The sequence below is a fragment of the Streptomyces aurantiacus genome, from assembly GCF_027107535.1.
Lineage (GTDB): Bacteria > Actinomycetota > Actinomycetes > Streptomycetales > Streptomycetaceae > Streptomyces.
In genome coordinates this window covers 8439206-8456705 of sequence record NZ_CP114283.1, presented here as the reverse complement: position 1 = coordinate 8456705, position 17500 = coordinate 8439206, and the positions used below count along the sequence as shown (strand labels likewise).

Below are 17500 nucleotides of genomic sequence, written 5' to 3'. Positions count from 1 at the left end.
ATGAACCAGCGCCCGTCCGGCGTCCGAGGACCGGGGGGTCACGCCCGGTCCTCCAGATACCGTGTGTGGGACTCCTGGCGTCGCGCCTCCGTCTCGCGGAGGTTCGACGCCAACGACGTCAGTTCGTCGTGCAACAGTCCGAGCTGCCGATCGAGATGCCGCTCGGGCGCCTCCGTACCGGGCGTCAGCCGAGCCCACCACCGCGTCCGTACGAACGTGTCGACGGCCTCCGGAACATCGAGCCGCACGGCCCGCGACAGCGCGTGCACACCCTCCGCGTCCCGGGCGAGGATCTCGGCGACCCAGCCGGGATCGAGCAGCGCGCCGAGCAGTTCGGTCAGTTCGGTCAGCCGCCCGGCTGCGGCGGGCGGCAGCTCGACGTCCGCCAGGTAGGCCCGCAGCTTCACGAAGTCGCCCCGCACCTCGTCCAGCTGGGCGGACGGATCGGGGAAGTCCGGCAGCGGCGGCCGCTCCGGCGGGGCGACCAGCGCGCCCGCGCCGTACAGCCCCGCGACGACGACCGGCCAGTACGGCCCCGCGACTCCCGCGAAGGTCAGCGCGAGGCCGACGACCCCGCAGGCGCTCCCGGTGATGTTCTTGCGGGACTCCAGGTAGCCCAGAAACCTATTGGTAGCCACGGATCTCCTCGAAGGCGCCGTCGAGCGAGCCCTTCCGGGCGTCGAAGAGGCGGCCGCCGGTCAGGTCGGCGATGTGTTCCAGCTCGCCGCGGTCGGAGTCGCCGAAGAGGATCGGGAAGACGGGGATCCGCCGCTCGTCCTCGGCCAGCCGGCGGTAGAAGCCGTCGAACTCGGCCGGGCCGGCGCCCGCCGTGTTCTCGCCGTCCGTCATCAGCACGATCGACGTGAACGTGTCGTCGTCGGCCCCGAGGTGCTCGTACGCCTTCTCGAGCGACGTGTAGATCGCCGTGTCGCCCTCGGCGGTGAGCTCCTCGGTGTCCCGGCGGATCGCGTCCAGGCCCGCCCGCGGGTTCCCGGGCCGCACCACATGCGTGCGTACGCTCTTGACCGCCGAGCCGAACGGCATCAGCGTCACCTCCTCACGCTCGCGGAAGTCGCCGGTGAGACCGGTGAGCGCCTTCTTCAGCCGGTCGAGCCGGCCTTCGTCGCCCATCGAACCCGAGGTGTCGAGGACGTACACCGTCCGGGAGGGCCGGCGCAGCTTGTTCTCGTACGAGTCGAGCAGCCCGTCGGCGACCGAACGGCTGCCCGGGAAGGGGAGTTCGCGGCGCCGGGTGGTGTCCAGGCCTGCCGCGGGCGGCACGGAGGGCACGACGGGGCGGCGGAGGGTGCGTTCGGTGATCAGCCGCTGGGTCGCCGGGGTGCGCAGGGCCTCGGCGAGGCGCCGGACGTCCTCGCGGACCTCCCGGCTCGTGGACGCCAGCGAGGAGATCGGGTAGTCGGCGGTGACGACTCCGTCGCGTGGCCGGATCACCGTCAGGCCCTTCTTCGACTGCAGCACCGACTCGTAGTTGAGCAGGGCGTCGACGTCACCGCGCCGGTCGTACGCCGCCGCCAGCCAGCCCGAGGAGCCGGACGTCAGCCGCTGGCCCCCGAAGAACTCCCGCAGCCTCGGCGCCGCCTGCCGCACGTCGGCGTCCGTGAGCGCGGACTGGGCGCCGGAGAGACCCGAGGCCACCGAAACGAGCGTGGAGAAACCGGAGTTGGAGCGCGCGGGATCGGTCATCCCGTAGGTCAGCCCGCCGTCCTTCACCGCCTTCTCGACGTCGGCCCAGGTGACGTCCTTTGGCTGCCAGCCGAGCTTCCGCACGGTGGCGTCCTTCACCCCGACGGCCAGCGGGCTGGACATGACCGGGGTCTGGGACACGACCCGCTTCGCGGCGGCCGGATCCAGCCGCAGGTAGTCGTTGGAGGAGAGCCAGACCGCGTCGTACGTGCCCTCGGTCCGGCCCTTCGCGAGGAGGCCGACGGCGTCGAGGGTGCCCATGTAGGTGGGGCGGACCGTGATGCCGGTGTCCTCGCGGACCTGCTCCAGAATGCCCTTCATGTCCGCCAGTTCACTGGAGGCGAGGACGCGGAGGGTGCCGGGTTCGTGCGGCGCGGGCCCGGTGGTGTCCTTCCCGGGAGCCGTGCACGCGGCCACCGCGAGCAGCAGGACCGCGCCGAGAGCCGTACGCCGTACTCCGGGATGAACCGGGTGAACGGGGTGGCCGGAGCGAGCGGGGTGAACTCTCATGTGAGACCCCCTTCCAACGCGCCCTTCGACCTCGACCGCTCCAGGTACGCGCTCGCGTGCTGGAGTTCGGAGGTCAGCGACTCCACCGTCGCGGCCATGGACTCGGTGGCCCGGGCCTTGTACGTGTCGATGGTGTCGAGGGTCCGGTAGATCTGCTGGAAGGCCGAGCGGAGCGTCTCCGCGCCGACGGCCGGGTCGGCGGCGATGCGCTGGATCTCGCCGGACTGCGTGGCGAGCATCTCCGCGTTGCCGCGGATGAGGTCCTCCGTCGTGCCCCGCAGGGCGTTGACCTGCTCGACCACCTTGCGCTGGTTGTCGAGGGCGGAGGCGAGCATCACGGAGATGCGCAGCGCGGAGACCGTCGTGGTGGCGGCGCGGTCGACGCCCTTGATCAGCTCCTCGTTGTTGCGGCGGACCACGTCCATCGCCAGGTAGCCCTGCGCGCACACCGCGAGCTGGGTCAGCAGGTCCTGGTGCTTCTGCCGCACGGGGAACAGGACGTCGGCGCGCAGGGTGTCCGCCTGGGCGGGATCCACCGCCTCCGCGCCGGCGATGTGCCGCTCGACGGCCGCGTCCAGGGCCTCCGTCAGGACGACGTACTCCTGGAGCTTGCCCATCGAGTCCCACAGGCGGACACGCTCGGTCTGCAACGCGGCGTTGTCGCGGCGCAGTTCGTCCTGGCCGCCGCGCAGTGAGCCCACGATCCTGTTCAACGTGCCCTGTGCGGAGGCGTACTTGGCGACGTGGTCGCGGAGCCTGTTGCCGCCCGGCAGCCGGGACAGCAGCTTGCGGGCCTTCCCGCCGGGCACGTCGCGCGGGTCCAGGTCCTCGACGGTGCGCCGCAGTTCGACCAGTGAGGACGAGACACGTGACTGGGCGTCCTCGCCGTTGGCGGGCAGGCTGCGGATCGTGCGGTCCAGCATGCGGTTCGACTGGGCGGCCGCGCCGCGCATCTCACCGGAGCCGAGGGCCACGATCTCCCCGATCCGCCCGGCGAACTCGGGGGAGCGGGCGTCGAGCGCGGCGATCCCGTCGACGTACTCGGCGGCTCTGCGGGCCATGTCGGTGCGGACCGACTCGTCGACCGGCACGAGTCCGCCGGCCTTCTCCTTCGGTACGGCCCCGACCGCCTCCGGAGGCGTCAGGACAAAGGTGTCTTCGGTGTCGCTCATGTGCGGTTCCCCCTAGCCCTTCGCCCGGTGCGCCATCTCGTGCAGCACCTTGGATGCGGGCACGGGCGCCTGCCGGACGCCGGTCAGCGTCTGGTTGAGATACGTGGAGTGGGCGTCGGTGGCCGTCGTGAACTCGACGGCCGCGCCCTGTGGCCTGAACCCGTGCCGGACCGCGAGCCCGCGCAACTCCTTGTCGGTGCCGAGGAGTTCACCGACGGCCCGGCCCTCGTCCGTGAGGGGGACGACGGTGTGGTCGCTGTTCGCGGTGGTGTCCGGGTAGAGGACCGTCAGGTCGCCGACGCCCCGGCCCTGGGTGAGGAGCGCGGCGACCTGGGACTCGTACACGAGGACGAGAGGGTTCCCCACTCCGCTCACGAAGTCCCTGAACGCCGCGTCCGTGCTGGTCTGCTGGGCGCCCTGGACACTGATCAGCTTGCGCATCAGGGGTGCCGTGCGGGCGACGGCGGCCTCCGAGTCGGCGACCCGGCCGCCGTCGGCGACGTACGAGGCCGCGGCGAGGTAGAGCGCGCCCGAGTTCGAACTGGCCGGGTCGGTGGTGGAGATGAACAGCGTGCCGCTCAACTCCCCGTAGCGGTCGGCTCCCTCGAGCTGCTGCCAGGTCCGGTCGGCCTCGGCCGCCTTGAGGAAGGCGCCCATCCTGAGGGTGCCGTTGCCCTTCTTCCCCAGGGTCGCGAGGCCGTTGCGGGCCAGCACCCCGGCGGCGCTCCGGTGTGCCACGACCACGAGGGGCGAGTAGAAGGGGCGCGGCAGGGGCTGCCGTACGTGGTACTTCGAGGCCAGTTCCCCGGCGGGTGCCTGGCTGGAGGGGAAAGCGAAGTCGTACCCCTTGAGGTCGAGTCCCTCCATGGCCCAGGACCCGGAGGTCTCCGTCTCCACGGTGTAGCCCCTGGCAGCCAGGGCCTTCACCACATCCGGGTCGGCGAAGAACTCCGCCTTCTCCGATCCGATCACTGCTCGCACGGTCTTCGTTGCCGTGCTCCTGCCCTGTTCTTCGCGGCCCACTACGACGGCTGCTGCCACTCCGCCGATCAGGAACACCGCCAGGACGATGGCGACTATTCGTCTCACACCCGGAGAGTGCTCCCGGAATCCAACGTTCCTCGCCGTTCCGGATGAACAGGGGGTGACGACCCGATCCCAGTACGCAACCGGAGTGGCGGTCTCCGGTGGCGGGCCGCTCCTGACCGGGCGGCCCTGGGGCGCGTGGGGCCGTGACCTGTGCGGCTCCGCCCGCGTGGGGGTGATCGGTCACGCCGGTCGGCGGGTTCGTCACCGCTTCCGGCGGAATGCGTGGCGCCCGGTCCGCGCGTCGCTGCGGGTGCGCGCGGACCGGGGCCGATCGGGGGGCCCGCAGGCTCCGGGAGCCCGGGGGCTCAGCGGGAGGTGAGGGTGGGTGTCCCGGTGGCCGCCGCGTGCGCGTCCATGCGCTCGGCGGCGAGGATCGCGGACGCCGTGTCCGCGCGGGACGCGGCGACGACGAGGGCGCGGCCGGCGAGCGCGTGGGCCCGCCGGTGGCGCGCGGCAGGACGCGGTTCGCGGCCGGCGGTGACGGCCGCACGGAGGGGCGGGCGGCCTCCGCGCAGGTGGGTCACCCGCTCGGTCAGCCGCTCCGCGGCGGTGTCGAGCTCGGCGGACGGTTCGAGCTCACGGAGCTCGTCCGTGACCGCGAGCAGCGCCGCCAGGTGACCGGCGAGCTGGATGTCCAGCTCCTCCTCGCGCGACCGGTGGGGGAAGTCGGCGGTGCCGGCCACCGTGTGGACCGACTTGGTGCGGATCGGTTCGTACATGGGAGATGGCCTCCTGTGCTCTGACAGGACGCCATCCTAGCTTAGATCTCGTCTAAAGTTGAGCAGGTTCGGGAAAAGGGGTCGGCCGATCGCGAAGGGTGACCGCGCCGCCCGGCAGGGCGGCAGGGGGTGCGGTCGGGCGGCACGGGGTGCGGTCGGGCAGGGGGGTGCGGTCGGGCGTCAGCGCTGCCCGTACCCGTCCAGGAAGTTCCCGATCCGCGTCACCGCGTCCGTCAGGTCCCGGGCCGTGGGCAGGGTGACGACCCGGAAGTGGTCCGGTTCCGGCCAGTTGAACCCCGTCCCCTGCACAACCATGATCTTCTCGGTGCGCAGCAGGTCCAGCACCATCCGCCGGTCGTCCTTGATCTTGAAGACCTTCGGGTCGAGGCGGGGGAAGAGGTAGAGCGCCCCCTTCGGCTTCACGCAGGTCACGCCCGGGATCTGGGTCAGCAGCTTGTGCGCCACGTCCCGCTGCTCGCGCAGCCGCCCGCCGGGGAGGACGAGGTCGTTGATCGTCTGCCGGCCGCTGAGGGCGGCGACCACGCCGTGCTGGCCGGGCATGTTCGCGCACAGCCGCATGTTCGCGAGGACCGTCAGCCCCTCGATGTAGGAGTCGGCGTGCGCCCGGGGCCCCGAGATCGACATCCAGCCCACCCGGTACCCCGCCACGCGGTACGCCTTCGACATCCCGTTGAAGGTGAGCGTCAGCAGGTCCGGGGCGACCTTGGCGGTCGGCGTGTGCGTGACCTCGTCGTAGAGGATCTTGTCGTAGATCTCGTCGGAGCAGACCAGCAGGTTGTGGCGGCGGGCGATGTCGGTGAGTCCCCGCAGCATCGCCTCGTCGTAGACCGCGCCCGTCGGGTTGTTCGGGTTGATGATCACGATCGCCTTGGTGCGGTCGGTGACCTTCCGCTCCACGTCGGCGAGATCGGGCATCCAGTCGGACTGCTCGTCGCAGCGGTAGTGCACGGCCGTGCCGCCGGAGAGCGAGACGGCGGCGGTCCACAGCGGGTAGTCCGGCGCCGGTACGAGCACCTCGTCGCCGTCGTCCAGCAGGCCCTGCATGGCCATCACGATCAGCTCGGACACGCCGTTGCCGATGAAGACGTGCTCGACGTCCGTCTCGATGCCGAGGGTCTGGTTGTGCATGACCACGGCCCGGCGCGCCGCGAGGAGGCCCTTCGCGTCTCCGTAGCCGTGCGCCGACGAGACGTTGCGGAGGATGTCCTCCAGGATCTCCGGCGGGCACTCGAAGCCGAACGCGGCCGGATTCCCGGTGTTCAGCTTGAGGATCCGGTGGCCCGCCGCTTCCAGCCGCATCGCCTCCTCGAGCACCGGGCCCCGGATCTCGTAACAGACGTTGGCGAGCTTGGTCGACTGGATCACCTGCATGCCCGTGAGCTTACGGCCGGGTAACGCTTCCCGCGGCGTGTTTCCCACCACGTGAGACGGGGTGATCCGGGTGATATCCGCCCCCGGCTGCCGGGCACGCCCCTCCTGTCGTCCGTGTCCGTCCCCGCAACTCGGCGTGGTGGCCGGGGATTTCGTGGCGGGGGCCGGGCGAGGCGTGAATACGCCGTGTGCGCGGCGACGTCAGGGAAGTGCGGGACCCCCGGTCCGCCGAGCGTGTACCGCCTGGCGGGTTCCCGGTTCGGCGGGCGGCTTGATTCGGCTCCTTGTCCGCCGGATCTCGTCCCTTCAGAATGCGCATGACAAAAACGGGAAGTGGCCGGAAGACCTCCGGTCGCTCACGTCGCAAGAGGGGACCCCCACATGAAGAAGCCTCTCCTTGCCGCGCTCGGAGCCCTGATGATCACAGGGACGGGCCTGGCAGCACCGGCGGTCGCCGCCACGGAGACCTCCACCGGCACCAAGGCGCCCGCCGCCGTCCAGGCCGTCACCTTCGCCGGCACCGTCTCGCTCAGCAACTGCTCCGGCTCCGTCGTGCGCCTGCCGGACTCGGAGGACAACGACCCGGCGCTGGTGATGTCGAACGGCCACTGCCTGGAGTCCGGCTTCCCGGGGCCCGGCGAGGTCGTCGTCGACCAGCCCTCCAGCCGCACCTTCGGCCTGCTCAACTCCGCGGGCACGAGAGTCGCCACCCTGCGCGCCAGCAAGATCGCGTACGCGACGATGACCGACACGGACGTCTCGCTCTACCAGCTCACCACCACGTACGGGCAGATCAGGAGCTCGTACGGCATCAGTCCGCTGACGCTCAACGACACGCACCCGGTGGCCGGCCGGGCCATCACCGTCGTCTCCGGCTACTGGAAGCGCACCTACGCCTGCAGCATCGACGGCTTCGCCCACCGCCTCAAGGAGGGCAGCTGGACCTGGAAGGACTCGGTCCGCTACACCTCCGCCTGCCGGACCATCGGCGGCACCTCGGGCTCACCCGTGATCGACAACGCCACCGGCAACGTCGTCGCCGTCAACAACACCGGCAACGAGGACGGCGGGCGCTGCACCGACAACAACCCCTGCGAGGTCGACCAGAGCGGCAACGTCACCGTCCGCGCGGGCATCAACTACGGGCAGCAGACCTACCAGATCCCCGCCTGTTTCGGGCTCGACAGCAAGCTCGACCTCGACGCGAGCGGATGCACCCTGCCCAAGCCGTGACCGTTCGGCAGCGCCCGGGCGGCGGGCGGTCAGCCGGTGCTCCGGCGGACCGCCCGTCCGGCCAGCACGTCCGTCCGGCGGCCGTCCTCGATGACGAAACGGCCGTCGATCAGGACGTGCGGGATGCCGGTCGGGAGCGTACGGGGAGCGTCGAACGTCGAGCCCGCGGCGACCGTCCGCGGGTCGAAGAGGACCAGGTCGGCACGGTAGCCCTCGCGGACCAGACCGCGGTCGGGCAGCCGGAGGCGGGCGGCCGGCCTCGACGTCAGGTGGGCGACGCACTCCTCCAGGCTCAGTACGCCCAACTCCCGTACGTACCGGCCGAGATACTGCGGGAACGTGCCATAGGCGCGCGGGTGCGGCTTGGCGCCGCGCAGGATGCCGTCGGAGCCGCCGGTGTGGACGCGGTGCCGCATGATCGCCCGCACGTTCTCCTCGTGCCCCACGTGCTGCAGGATCGTCGGGCCGAGACCGTCGTCGAGGAGCAGGCGGCGGGCGGTGGTCCACGGCGTCTCGCCGCGCGCGTCGGCCGACTGCCGGACCGTCCGGCCCACGTACGACGCGAGCGCCGGGTCGCTCACGCCCGAGATCTCGATGGTGTCCCATTCGATGGGGACGCCGTGGCAGCCGTCCGCGCCGACGACCTCCATGTGGTGGCGGATCCGCTCGGCCGTCCCGTCGTCCCTCAGACGAGCGAGGACCGCCTCCGGCCCGCCCTCGCCCGCCCAGCTGGGCAGCATCGCCACGAGTGTCGTACAGCCGGGGGTGTACGGATACGTGTCCAGGCTGATGTCCGCCCCGCCGGCGAGCGCCTCGTCGAGGAGCGCCAGCAGGTCCGGCCCCCGGCCCTTGTTCACGCCGAAGTTCATGGTGGCGTGGGCGAGATGGAGCGGGCAGCCCGCCTCGCGTGTCAGGTCCACCATCTCCCGGTACGCGTCGAGGGCGCCGGCGCCGTACGAGCGGTGGTGCGGGCAGTAGTAGCCGCCGTACTGCGCCACCACCCTGCACAGTTCGGTGAGTTCGGCGTCCTTGGCGTACATGCCGGGTGTGTAGGTGAGCCCCGACGACATGCCGACCGCGCCCTCCCGCAGGCCGTCGGCGACCAGCTGCCGCATCCGGTCCAGCTCCCGGGGTGTCGCCTCGCGGTCGTCCCAGCCGACGGCCAGCATGCGCACCGTGCCCTGGGGGACGAGATAGGCGGCGTTCACGGCGATGCCCTCGCCGTCGAAGCCGTGGTCCAGGCGGTCCAGGTACTCGCCGACCGAGCGCCAGGTGAAGTCGATGTCGTCGCCGTCGCCGTTCCAGCCGGTGATCGACCTGCGGACCTCCGCGAGCGTGCGGTCGTCCACCGGCGCGTACGACAGCCCGTCCTGCCCGACGACCTCCAGCGTGACGCCCTGCGCGGCCTTGGCGCTGTGGTCCGGGTCCCGCAGCAGGGCGAGGTCGCTGTGGGCGTGCATGTCGATGAAGCCCGGCGCCAGGACGAGGCCCTCGGCGTCCAGGACGCGGCGGGCGACGGGCCGCAGACAGCCGGCCGCCGCGGCCTCCTGGACGACGGTCGTGATCCTGCCGCGCTCGATGCCCACGTCGGCGCGGTAGGAGGGGCCTCCGCTGCCGTCGACGACGTCCACGTCCCGGATGACGAGATCCATCATGGCGGGCTCCTAGAAGTAGGTGCGGATGTAGTCGACGACCGTGCCGTCCTGCTCCACCACCGGGATCAGCTGCCACTTGTCGAAGGACGTGCAGGGGTGTGAGAGGCCCATGCCCACCCAGTCGCCGACCTCCAGGCCGCTGTCCGCGGGCGTCCGGAGCCAGGTGTGCTGGTCGGAGAGCCCGGTGACCGTGATGCCGTCCGCCGGGCGGTACGCGGAGTCCGCCCGGACCACCTGGACCTCCGGCAGGTCCAGGTCGTACGCCGCGTCGCGCTTGCCCGCGTTGGCGAAGGCCTGCTCGGGCGAGGGGCGGGAGACGACCTGCGCCCAGAGGCGGAAGGCGGGGTGCAGGGTGCCCTCCTCGGGGACCCGGGTGAAGGGGGTCACCTCGCGGTAGTGGCCGTCGTCGTGCGAGACGTACGCCCCCGAGCGCAGCAACTTGCAGACGGGCAGCGACAGTTCGGGCAGCTCGGCGAAGACGTCGGCCACCGCGTCGAACCAGGCGCTGCCGCCCGCGCTCACCACGATTTCGTCCGTCCCGGCCGAGGAGAAGCGGCCCGCCTTGTCGAAGTCCGCGGCCAGGGCGGTCAGCCGGCGCAGCCACGCGCGCACCCGCTGCCCGTCCGCGTCCGGCACCTCGCCCTCGTACCCCGCGACGCCCACCAGCCGCAGGGTGTCCACGGCCGCCACGGCGTCCGCGACCGCCGCGCACTCCTCCTCCGTCCGTACGCCGGTCCGGGCGCCGTCGCCCGCGGCCAGTTCGACGACGACGTCCACCGGGCGGGCCGTCCCGCGCAGCGCGGCGTCCATCAGCCCGACGCCGCGCACGGAGTCGACGTAGCAGACGAAGCGGAAGGCGGGGTCGGCGGCGAGCTCCGCGGAGACCCAGGCGAGGGCGGCCGGGTCCACCAGCTCGTTGGCCAGGAAGACGCGCCGGACGCCGAAGGCCCGGGCCACCCGCACCTGGTGGGGCACGGCGAGCGTGATGCCCCAGGCGCCGTGCTCGATCTGCCGCTGGAAGAGCTGGGGGGCCATCGAGGTCTTGCCGTGCGGGGCGAAGACGAGGCCGTGACGGGCCGCGTACGTCTCCATGAGCCGCAGGTTGTGCTCCAGGCGCTCGGCGGAGAGGGCGAGCACCGGTGTGGTGAACCCGCCACTGAACAGGTTGCGCCGCTGGGCGGCCAGCTCGCCCACGGTCAGCCCGTCGGCGTCCGGCGGGAGGCCCTTGAAGCGGTGGTCGACACGTTCGTCCGCGAGCGCGGCGAGACGCTCCGCGGGGGTGGCGGAGACGGGATCGGCGGCCATGAAGCCTCCCAGATAAGGGCCGTTGCACTCTCTGCAACAGTCATTGCGTATCGCGCTTACCGCTGTCTAACATCTCGGCCAACGCCGGGTCAACGGATCCGCCCGGCCCCCGCCGCAGCGACGAGGAGCCTCAACCATCGTGACCCCCACCGGACCGCCCGTCGGCACCGAACACGACCCCACGCGCCCGCCGGCCGCCGTGGCCGCCGTGGAGGTCGTCACGCTCGGCGAGTCCATGGTCACGTTCCTCCCCTCCCGCCCGGGCCGCCTGGCCGACGTGCCGTCGTTCGAGCGGGCGATCGGCGGCGCGGAGTCCAACGTGGCGTGTGTCCTCGCTGCCGCCGGCCACACCGCGAAGTGGGTCAGCCGCGTCGGCGCCGACGGCTTCGGCGACCACCTGGTCGAGACGATCGCGTCGTACGGCGTCGACACCTCCGCCGTACGGCGCGACCCCGCCCGCCCCACCGGCATCTACTTCCGCACGGCGGGCGACCGGGCCACCGACGCCCACGAAGTGGCCTACTACCGCACGGGATCGGCGGCCTCGGCCATGGCGACGGACACCGTCGACCAGGCCGCCCTCCGCTCGGGGCGCGTCCTGCACCTCTCCGGCATCACGGCGGCCCTCTCCGACGGCTGCCTCCGTCTGCTGCGCGAGCTGACCGCGCGCCGCCCCGGACGCCCGCTCGTCTCCTTCGACGTCAACCACCGCCCCGGACTGTGGGACACCCCCGAAGGGCCCCGCGTCCTGCTGGACCTCGCGCGCGGCGCCGACATCGTGTTCGTCGGGGACGACGAGGCACGGGCCGCGTGGGGGCTGTGCGGAGCGGCCGCCGTCCGGGAGGCGCTGCCCGAGCCGGACGTCCTGGTCGTGAAGCACGGCAGAGGCGGAGCGGTCGTCCACGAGCGGGTGCGGGACCGGGCCGACTTCGGCGAGGACGTCGTCGATGTCGTCACCTTCGTGCCCGCACTGCGCGTGGACGTCGTCGCGGCCGTCGGCGCCGGTGACGCCTTCGCCGCCGGATTCCTCTCCGCCACCCTGCGCGGACTCCCCGTCAGGGACCGCCTGCGCCACGGCCACCTCATGGCCGCCGCCGCGCTCACCGTCCCCGGTGACCTCGCCGCACCCCCCTCCCGCGACCACGCCGACCGGCTCGCGGCCCTGGACGACGAGGCGTGGGGGACACTTCGACTCGGCCCCGGCTGGACGCAAGCCGCAGACCGGGCCCAGGAGGAGGTATCCACCCCATGAGCCAGACCGTCGACCGCGCACTGAGCATCCTGCCGCTCCTCGCGGAGGGCCCCGCAGACCTCGGCCAGGTCGCCGACCGCCTCGGCGTCCACAAGTCCACCGCCCTGCGCCTCCTGCGCACACTCCACGAACACGGCCTGGTCTACCGCCAGTCCGACCAGCGCTACCGCCTGGGCGCCCGCCTCTTCGCACTCGCCCAGGAGGCCGTGGAGAACCTGGACGTCCGCGAGATCGCCCACCCCCACCTCGTACGCCTCAACGAGCAGTGCGGCCACACCGTCCACCTCGCCGTGCACGAGGACGGCGAGGTCCTCTACATCGACAAGGTCGACAGCCGCTACCCGGTGCGCATGTACTCGCGGATCGGCAAGCCCGTCGCCATCACGGTCGCCGCCGTCGCCAAGCTGCTCCTCGCCGACCTGCCCGAGCCCGAACGCCGCGCGCTCGCCGACAAGCTCGACTACCCCATGTACACGTCCCGTTCGACGCCCAGCGCGCCCGCCTTCCTGCGGGAGCTGGACAAGGTGCGTGACCAGGGCTGGGCCACCGACCTCGGGGGCCACGAGGAGTCCATCAACTGCGTCGCCGCCCCCATCCGCGGCACCGACGGACGGGCCGTCGCGGCCATGTCCGTCTCCGCCCCGAACGTCGTCGTCACCGCCGACGAACTCCTCACACTGCTCCCGCTGGTCCGCCGTACGGCCGACGCCATCAGCGGCGAGTACTCCGGCAGGACCCCGACGAAGGAAGCCAGTTCATGACCGAGAAGACCGCCCTCACCCCGAAGACCCACACCACCCCGCCCGCGAGGTTCTCGCACGGCGTCAGGAAGGGGAACATCCTCCAGGTCGCGGGCCAGGTCGGCTTCCTGCCCGCGGTCGAGGGACAGCCGCCCACGCCCGCCGGACCGACCCTGCGCGAGCAGACCCTCCAGACGCTGGCCAACGTCAAGGCCATCCTCGAAGAGGGTGGCGCCTCCTGGGACGACGCGATGATGATCCGCGTCTACCTCACGGACGTCGACCACTTCGCCGAGATGAACGCGATCTACAACACGTACTTCGAGGAGCAGGGCCTCACCGCGCCGCCGGCCGCCCGCACCACGGTGTACGTGGGCCTCCCGGCGGGCCTCCTCGTCGAGATCGACGCACTGGCGGTACTGGACAACTGAGCCCCACCCGCGCCCCGGAAGGGGCGCGGGGAACGGCGCGACCCGCCACGGACAACGCGCACCCGGCCACCACAGGCACCACCCCACCCCCCTCACCTCCCGGCCCCCCCACAAACAAACCCGCACGACGTACGGCGATACCCCCTGCCCGAAAACACCATGCCCTCCAGCAGAGGACCACCCCATGTCACCCCTCCTCGCAGCCGCACCGGCCCCCGAGACGCCACCTCACACAGGCGGCCTGCTCCTGCTCCTCGACGGCACCGCGGGACTCCTTACCGTCGCGGCCCTCGGCATCGTTCTGCTGCTCGTCCTGATCATCAAGGTCAGACTCCAGCCCTTCGTGGCGCTGCTGGCCGTCTCCATAGCCGTCGGCCTCTCGGCCGGCCTCTCCGTCACCGAACTCTTCGGCACCGTCCAGCGCTCGACCTCCGTCTCGATGATCGAGTCGGGCATGGGCGGCATCCTCGGCCATGTCGCGATCATCATCGGCCTCGGCACGATGCTCGGCGCGATCCTGGAGGTGTCGGGCGGCGCGGAAGCCCTCTCGACCCGCCTGCTCAACCTCTTCGGTGAGAAGCGCGCCCCGCTCGCCATGGGCCTGACCGGCCTGATCTTCGGCGTCCCGGTCTTCTTCGACGTCGGCATCTTCGTCCTGGCGCCGATCGTGTACGCCGCCGCCAAGCGCTCCGGCAAGTCGATCCTGCTCTACTGCATGCCCCTGCTCGCGGGCCTGTCGATGACCCACGCCTTCCTGCCGCCGCACCCCGGCCCGGTCGCCGCCGCCGGACTGTTCAAGGTCGACCTCGGCTGGGTCATCCTGATGGGCATCGTCGTCGGTATCCCGGCCGTGCTCGCCGCCTGGGCGTACGCCGCCTGGATCGGCAAGCGCCTCTTCGTCCCCGTACCGCAGGACATGCTCGAAGCGGCGGACGAGGCGAAGGCCGCCGTCGCCGAGGAGCGCGCCGCCCGCCGCGCCGCGGCCCGGTCCACGACCGCCACCGGAGCCGGAGCCGGAGTCAAGGGCCCGGGATCCGGCTCGGGACCGGACAGCGCCCCGGTCGCCCTCGCCGACACCCCGGACGAGGACCCCGCGGAGCAGCCGGTTCCCCTGAGCACCGTCTTCCTCATCATCGGTACGCCCCTGCTGCTGATCCTCGCCGCGACCTTCTCCTCGATCGCGCTGGACCCCTCGACCCTGCGCTCGGTCATCGAGTTCTTCGGGCACCCCTTCGTCGCGCTCACGATCGCGCTGCTCATGGCCTACTACCTGCTGGGCATCCGGCGCGGCTGGTCCCGCAAGTCCCTGGAGACGGTGTCCACCTCGTCCCTCAAGCCGGTCGGCAACATCCTGCTGGTCGTCGGTGCGGGCGGCGTCTTCGGCGCAGTGCTGAAGGGGTCGGGCATCGCCGACGCGCTCGCCGACACCTTCAACGACGTCGGGCTGCCGGTCATCGTGCTGGCCTGGCTGATCTCCGTCGTCCTGCGGGTCGCGCAGGGATCGGCGACGGTCGCCATCGTCACCACCGCCGGAATCGTCGTCCCGCTCGTCGAGGGCCAGGACCTCTCCCAGGCACATCTGGCACTGATCATCATGGCGATCTCGGCCGGCTCGATCTTCGCCTCGCACGTCAACGACGGCGGCTTCTGGATCGTCGCCAAGTACTTCGGCATCTCCGAACGCGACACCCTCAAGTCGTGGACGGTCCTGGAGACGGTGCTGTCGGTGGCGGGCTTCGCGATGGCGGCGTCGCTCAGCGTCTTCATCTAGCCGGCGTCCTCGTACGGCCGGGCGTCTTCATATAGCGGGACGAAGCGGAGCCCGGCTGTTCCTGGCACAGGATCGTCGACCATACTGCCCGCTGTGGAGCAGCGCATAGGACCCAACATCCAGCCCCTGCAAGGCGCCGCGGTCGACCCGGCGTTCGTGCCCGGCATCACGGGCCCGCGCCCCGCCGAGCCCAAGGACGCCGAGCCCAAGGACGCCGAGCCCAAGGACGCCGAGCCCAAGGACGCCGACCCGGACGCCAGGACGGCGGCGGCCGCCGAGGAGACCGCCTCGAAGGAGCCGGCCGCCGGTGAGCGCCCCGCCGCCAAGGTCTCGGTCTCCAAGGACCCGGCCCCCGAAGGCCCGGCCTCGAAGGAGGAACCCGGAACGGAGAGCGCGGGCGAGAAGCCCGAGGACGCCCACAAGGCCTCGGGCGAGAAGCCCGTACCCGCGCCGGACGGAGGACCCGTCTTCGAGGCCTCCGACCGCCGCGCGAAGATCGTCGCCGACCACAGCGGCGTACGGCTGCGCCTGGACGACCAGGAGGCCGAGTTCCGCTGGGACGAGATCGGCGCCGTCGAGACCGAGTCCCCGCGCTTCGGAAAGCGTTTCACCATCACGGTGCACACGCCCGACCGGCGCTGGTACCCGATCGAGATCGAGGCGACGGCCAGGTCACGCTTCGCGGAGTGGGAGACCCGGCTGGACGAGGTCCTGGACGCCTACTTCGAGGACGCCGAAGAGGCCGAGGCCGCCGACAAGCCCGAGGACAGCGACAAGCCCGAGGGCGCCGAGAAGACCGAGGGCTCAGAAAAGGCCTAGGAGAGCGCCCCGTTGAAGGGCGCGGGGAGCCGCGCGGCCGGCCAGGACGGCCGCGCGGCTCCCCCCACTCCTCGGATCACCCGGATCAACTGCAGTACTGCGCTTCCTTGCCGATGGAGCGGTACATGCAGTCGGCGTTCTCCAGCAGCTGGAGCACCGCGTCCCTGTTACGGGACGTCTCCCGCTCGATGACCTCGTCGGGCGGGTAGAAGCCGCCCCCGCCACTGGACCCCGGATACATCTCGAAGGTGTAGCCGAAGATCTTCTGGCTGCCCCAGAGGTAGTCGTCGATCGAACCGTCGGTGATGTAGAGGTCGCTGGACTGCTCGGGCGTGTAGCCGTTGCTGGCCGCCATCTTGCCGCCGACCGCGGCGAAGGCGTTGCGGTCGTCGGCCGTCATGCCGGTCGTGGTGTTGGCCGTGGTGTAGCCGAAGGGCCACAGCACCAGCTCGCTGTAGGTGTGGAAGTCCACGCCCGCCCTGATCTGCTGCTTGCCGCCGACGACCCGGCTGCGCACGAAGTCGGCGACGACCTTGACCTCGGGCGCCGACTCGGGCGCCGTGCCCCGGTAGGTCTCGGAGGACGTGGACCCCGAGGAGCCGCCGCAGCAGCCCCAGCGGTAGTTCCAGTTGCGGTTCATGTCCGTGCCGACGTACGAACTGCCGGTGTTGGGCTGGCGGTTCTTGCGCCACGAGCGGTACGCGCCGGACGCGATGTCGTACTCGCCGCCGTCCGGGTTGAGGTCCGGGAGGATCCAGATCTCGCGGTTGTTCACCATGTTCGTGACGCGGGAGTCCGAGCCGTAGCCGGCGCCCAGCTCGCGCAGCAGGTAGAGCGCCATCTCCACGGTCAGGTGCTCGCGCGCGTGCTGGTGGTGGGTGAACAGGACCTCGGGCTCGGACTCGTCGGTGGCGACGTTGTCGCTGATCTTGATGGCGACGATGTCCCGGCCCTGGTACGACTTCCCGATCACGCGCTTGCTCATGATGCCCGGGTAGGCGGCCAGGCGCTGGTTGATCTCCGTGTTCATCTCGGCGTAGTTGTGATAGCGCGAGTCGGCGGAGGGGAAGTCGAGGATGCCGACGTCCGCGGCGCTCGACCGGTCCGGGGCGGTGCCGAGGGGCGAGACCTCGTAGCCGAGTTGGCGCAGCTTCTTCGCCTGGGCCGCGCGGCCCGAGACGACGACGGTCTCCTCGTCGGCCTCGTCTATGGACACGCCGGTCTGCGCGATGGCCGTACGGGTGGCGGAGGAGCTGCCGTGCAGGTGGATCTCGTACTGACGGATGGTGTCCGTGTCGGAGGCGGGGGCCCCTCCGGGGGCGCCGCTCGCGTTGGTCGTGGCGGCGATGGGTGCCGCGAGGGCCAGGGCGAGGAGCGTGGCGAGGGCGGCGGTGCGTCGGCCGCGTCTGCCGGGGGAGGCGGTCGTGGCGGGAGCTCCGCCACTTCCTCTGCTGCGAAGTCGCATTGATTCTCCTAGTTTCTCCAGAAAATCCGGGATCACCGGAAGTGTGGGGATTGGAGCGGGGGGTGGATCGGTGCGACGTGCCGGGGTGACCGTCGAAAGAGCCGACGGGACCCTGTGTGCGGGTTGTGGCGCTCATCGTGAAGGTCTGGCATGTTCGGGTCAAGGGTAGGCCGGAAGCCGGTGGCGGGAACGGACCGAAACCGCGCCGGTCGCCCGCGCGCGCCCGCGAGGCGGCCGGACATG

The 17500-nt window shown here is 71.5% G+C and carries 15 protein-coding genes; 6 read left to right on the top strand and 9 right to left on the bottom strand.

All coding sequences use genetic code 11. The features are described 5' to 3' along the window. Nucleotides 1-38: 38 nt before the first annotated feature. From O1Q96_RS39285 to O1Q96_RS39260, 6 genes are all read right to left on the bottom strand, one after another. The gene (locus tag O1Q96_RS39285) at nt 39-638 is read right to left on the bottom strand and encodes a hypothetical protein (protein ID WP_269252645.1); all 600 of its coding nucleotides are present in this window, start codon (nt 636-638) and stop codon (nt 39-41) included. Further along, on the bottom strand, nt 625-2214 hold the full coding sequence (locus O1Q96_RS39280) for a substrate-binding and vWA domain-containing protein (RefSeq protein WP_269252644.1): 1590 nt from the start codon (nt 2212-2214) through the stop codon (nt 625-627). Before O1Q96_RS39280 ends, O1Q96_RS39285 begins: the two co-directional genes overlap by 14 nt. After that, on the bottom strand, nt 2211-3386 hold the full coding sequence (locus tag O1Q96_RS39275; RefSeq protein WP_269252643.1) for a toxic anion resistance protein: 1176 nt from the start codon (nt 3384-3386) through the stop codon (nt 2211-2213). The genes O1Q96_RS39280 and O1Q96_RS39275 overlap by 4 nt, the downstream gene beginning before the upstream one ends. Nucleotides 3387-3398: 12 nt before the next feature. Further along, on the bottom strand, nt 3399-4475 hold the full coding sequence (locus O1Q96_RS39270; RefSeq protein ID WP_269252642.1) for a hypothetical protein: 1077 nt from the start codon (nt 4473-4475) through the stop codon (nt 3399-3401). 305 nt (nt 4476-4780) lie between these two features. Continuing rightward, nucleotides 4781-5194, bottom strand: a complete 414-nt coding sequence (locus tag O1Q96_RS39265; protein ID WP_269252641.1) for an SCO4983 family protein — start codon at nt 5192-5194, stop codon at nt 4781-4783. Nucleotides 5195-5374: 180 nt separating this feature from the next. Continuing rightward, a complete protein-coding gene (locus tag O1Q96_RS39260) occupies nt 5375-6586 on the bottom strand; it encodes a pyridoxal phosphate-dependent aminotransferase (protein WP_217454831.1) in 1212 nt (403 codons plus the stop codon). Between the two features lie 381 nt (nt 6587-6967). Between O1Q96_RS39260 and O1Q96_RS39255 the strand changes: the two genes are divergently transcribed. Further along, nucleotides 6968-7819, top strand: coding sequence for a S1 family peptidase (locus O1Q96_RS39255; protein WP_269252640.1), 852 nt, complete (start codon nt 6968-6970; stop codon nt 7817-7819). 29 nt (nt 7820-7848) lie between these two features. Here the strand turns inward: O1Q96_RS39255 and O1Q96_RS39250 are convergent, their stop codons facing one another. Together O1Q96_RS39250 and O1Q96_RS39245 are read right to left on the bottom strand one after the other, a co-directional pair. Next, nucleotides 7849-9474 (bottom strand): N-acyl-D-amino-acid deacylase family protein, encoded by a 1626-nt coding sequence (locus tag O1Q96_RS39250; protein ID WP_269252639.1) that lies wholly within the window; start codon nt 9472-9474, stop codon nt 7849-7851. A 9-nt stretch (nt 9475-9483) separates the two neighbouring features. Beyond that, nucleotides 9484-10779: an amino acid deaminase gene (locus tag O1Q96_RS39245; RefSeq protein ID WP_269252638.1), complete on the bottom strand. Its 1296-nt coding sequence runs from the start codon at nt 10777-10779 to the stop codon at nt 9484-9486. 235 nt (nt 10780-11014) lie between these two features. Here O1Q96_RS39245 and O1Q96_RS39240 point away from each other — a divergent pair, with 235 nt between their 5' ends. From O1Q96_RS39240 to O1Q96_RS39220, 5 genes are all read left to right on the top strand, one after another. Further along, nucleotides 11015-12031, top strand: a complete 1017-nt coding sequence (locus tag O1Q96_RS39240; RefSeq protein WP_419587090.1) for a sugar kinase — start codon at nt 11015-11017, stop codon at nt 12029-12031. Beyond that, complete coding sequence (locus O1Q96_RS39235; RefSeq protein ID WP_269252637.1) at nt 12028-12792, top strand: IclR family transcriptional regulator; 765 nt, start codon at nt 12028-12030, stop codon at nt 12790-12792. Before O1Q96_RS39240 ends, O1Q96_RS39235 begins: the two co-directional genes overlap by 4 nt. Further along, nucleotides 12789-13202 (top strand): RidA family protein, encoded by a 414-nt coding sequence (locus O1Q96_RS39230; RefSeq protein ID WP_269252636.1) that lies wholly within the window; start codon nt 12789-12791, stop codon nt 13200-13202. The genes O1Q96_RS39235 and O1Q96_RS39230 overlap by 4 nt, the downstream gene beginning before the upstream one ends. A gap of 184 nt (nt 13203-13386) precedes the next feature. Beyond that, complete coding sequence (locus tag O1Q96_RS39225; protein ID WP_269252635.1) at nt 13387-14973, top strand: GntP family permease; 1587 nt, start codon at nt 13387-13389, stop codon at nt 14971-14973. 93 nt (nt 14974-15066) lie between these two features. Continuing rightward, nucleotides 15067-15792, top strand: coding sequence for a hypothetical protein (locus O1Q96_RS39220; protein WP_269252634.1), 726 nt, complete (start codon nt 15067-15069; stop codon nt 15790-15792). A gap of 85 nt (nt 15793-15877) precedes the next feature. Here O1Q96_RS39220 and O1Q96_RS39215 read toward each other — a convergent pair whose 3' ends face one another. Then, on the bottom strand, nt 15878-17257 hold the full coding sequence (locus O1Q96_RS39215) for a M14 family metallopeptidase (RefSeq protein ID WP_269252633.1): 1380 nt from the start codon (nt 17255-17257) through the stop codon (nt 15878-15880). Between the last annotated feature and the right edge of the window lie 243 nt (nt 17258-17500).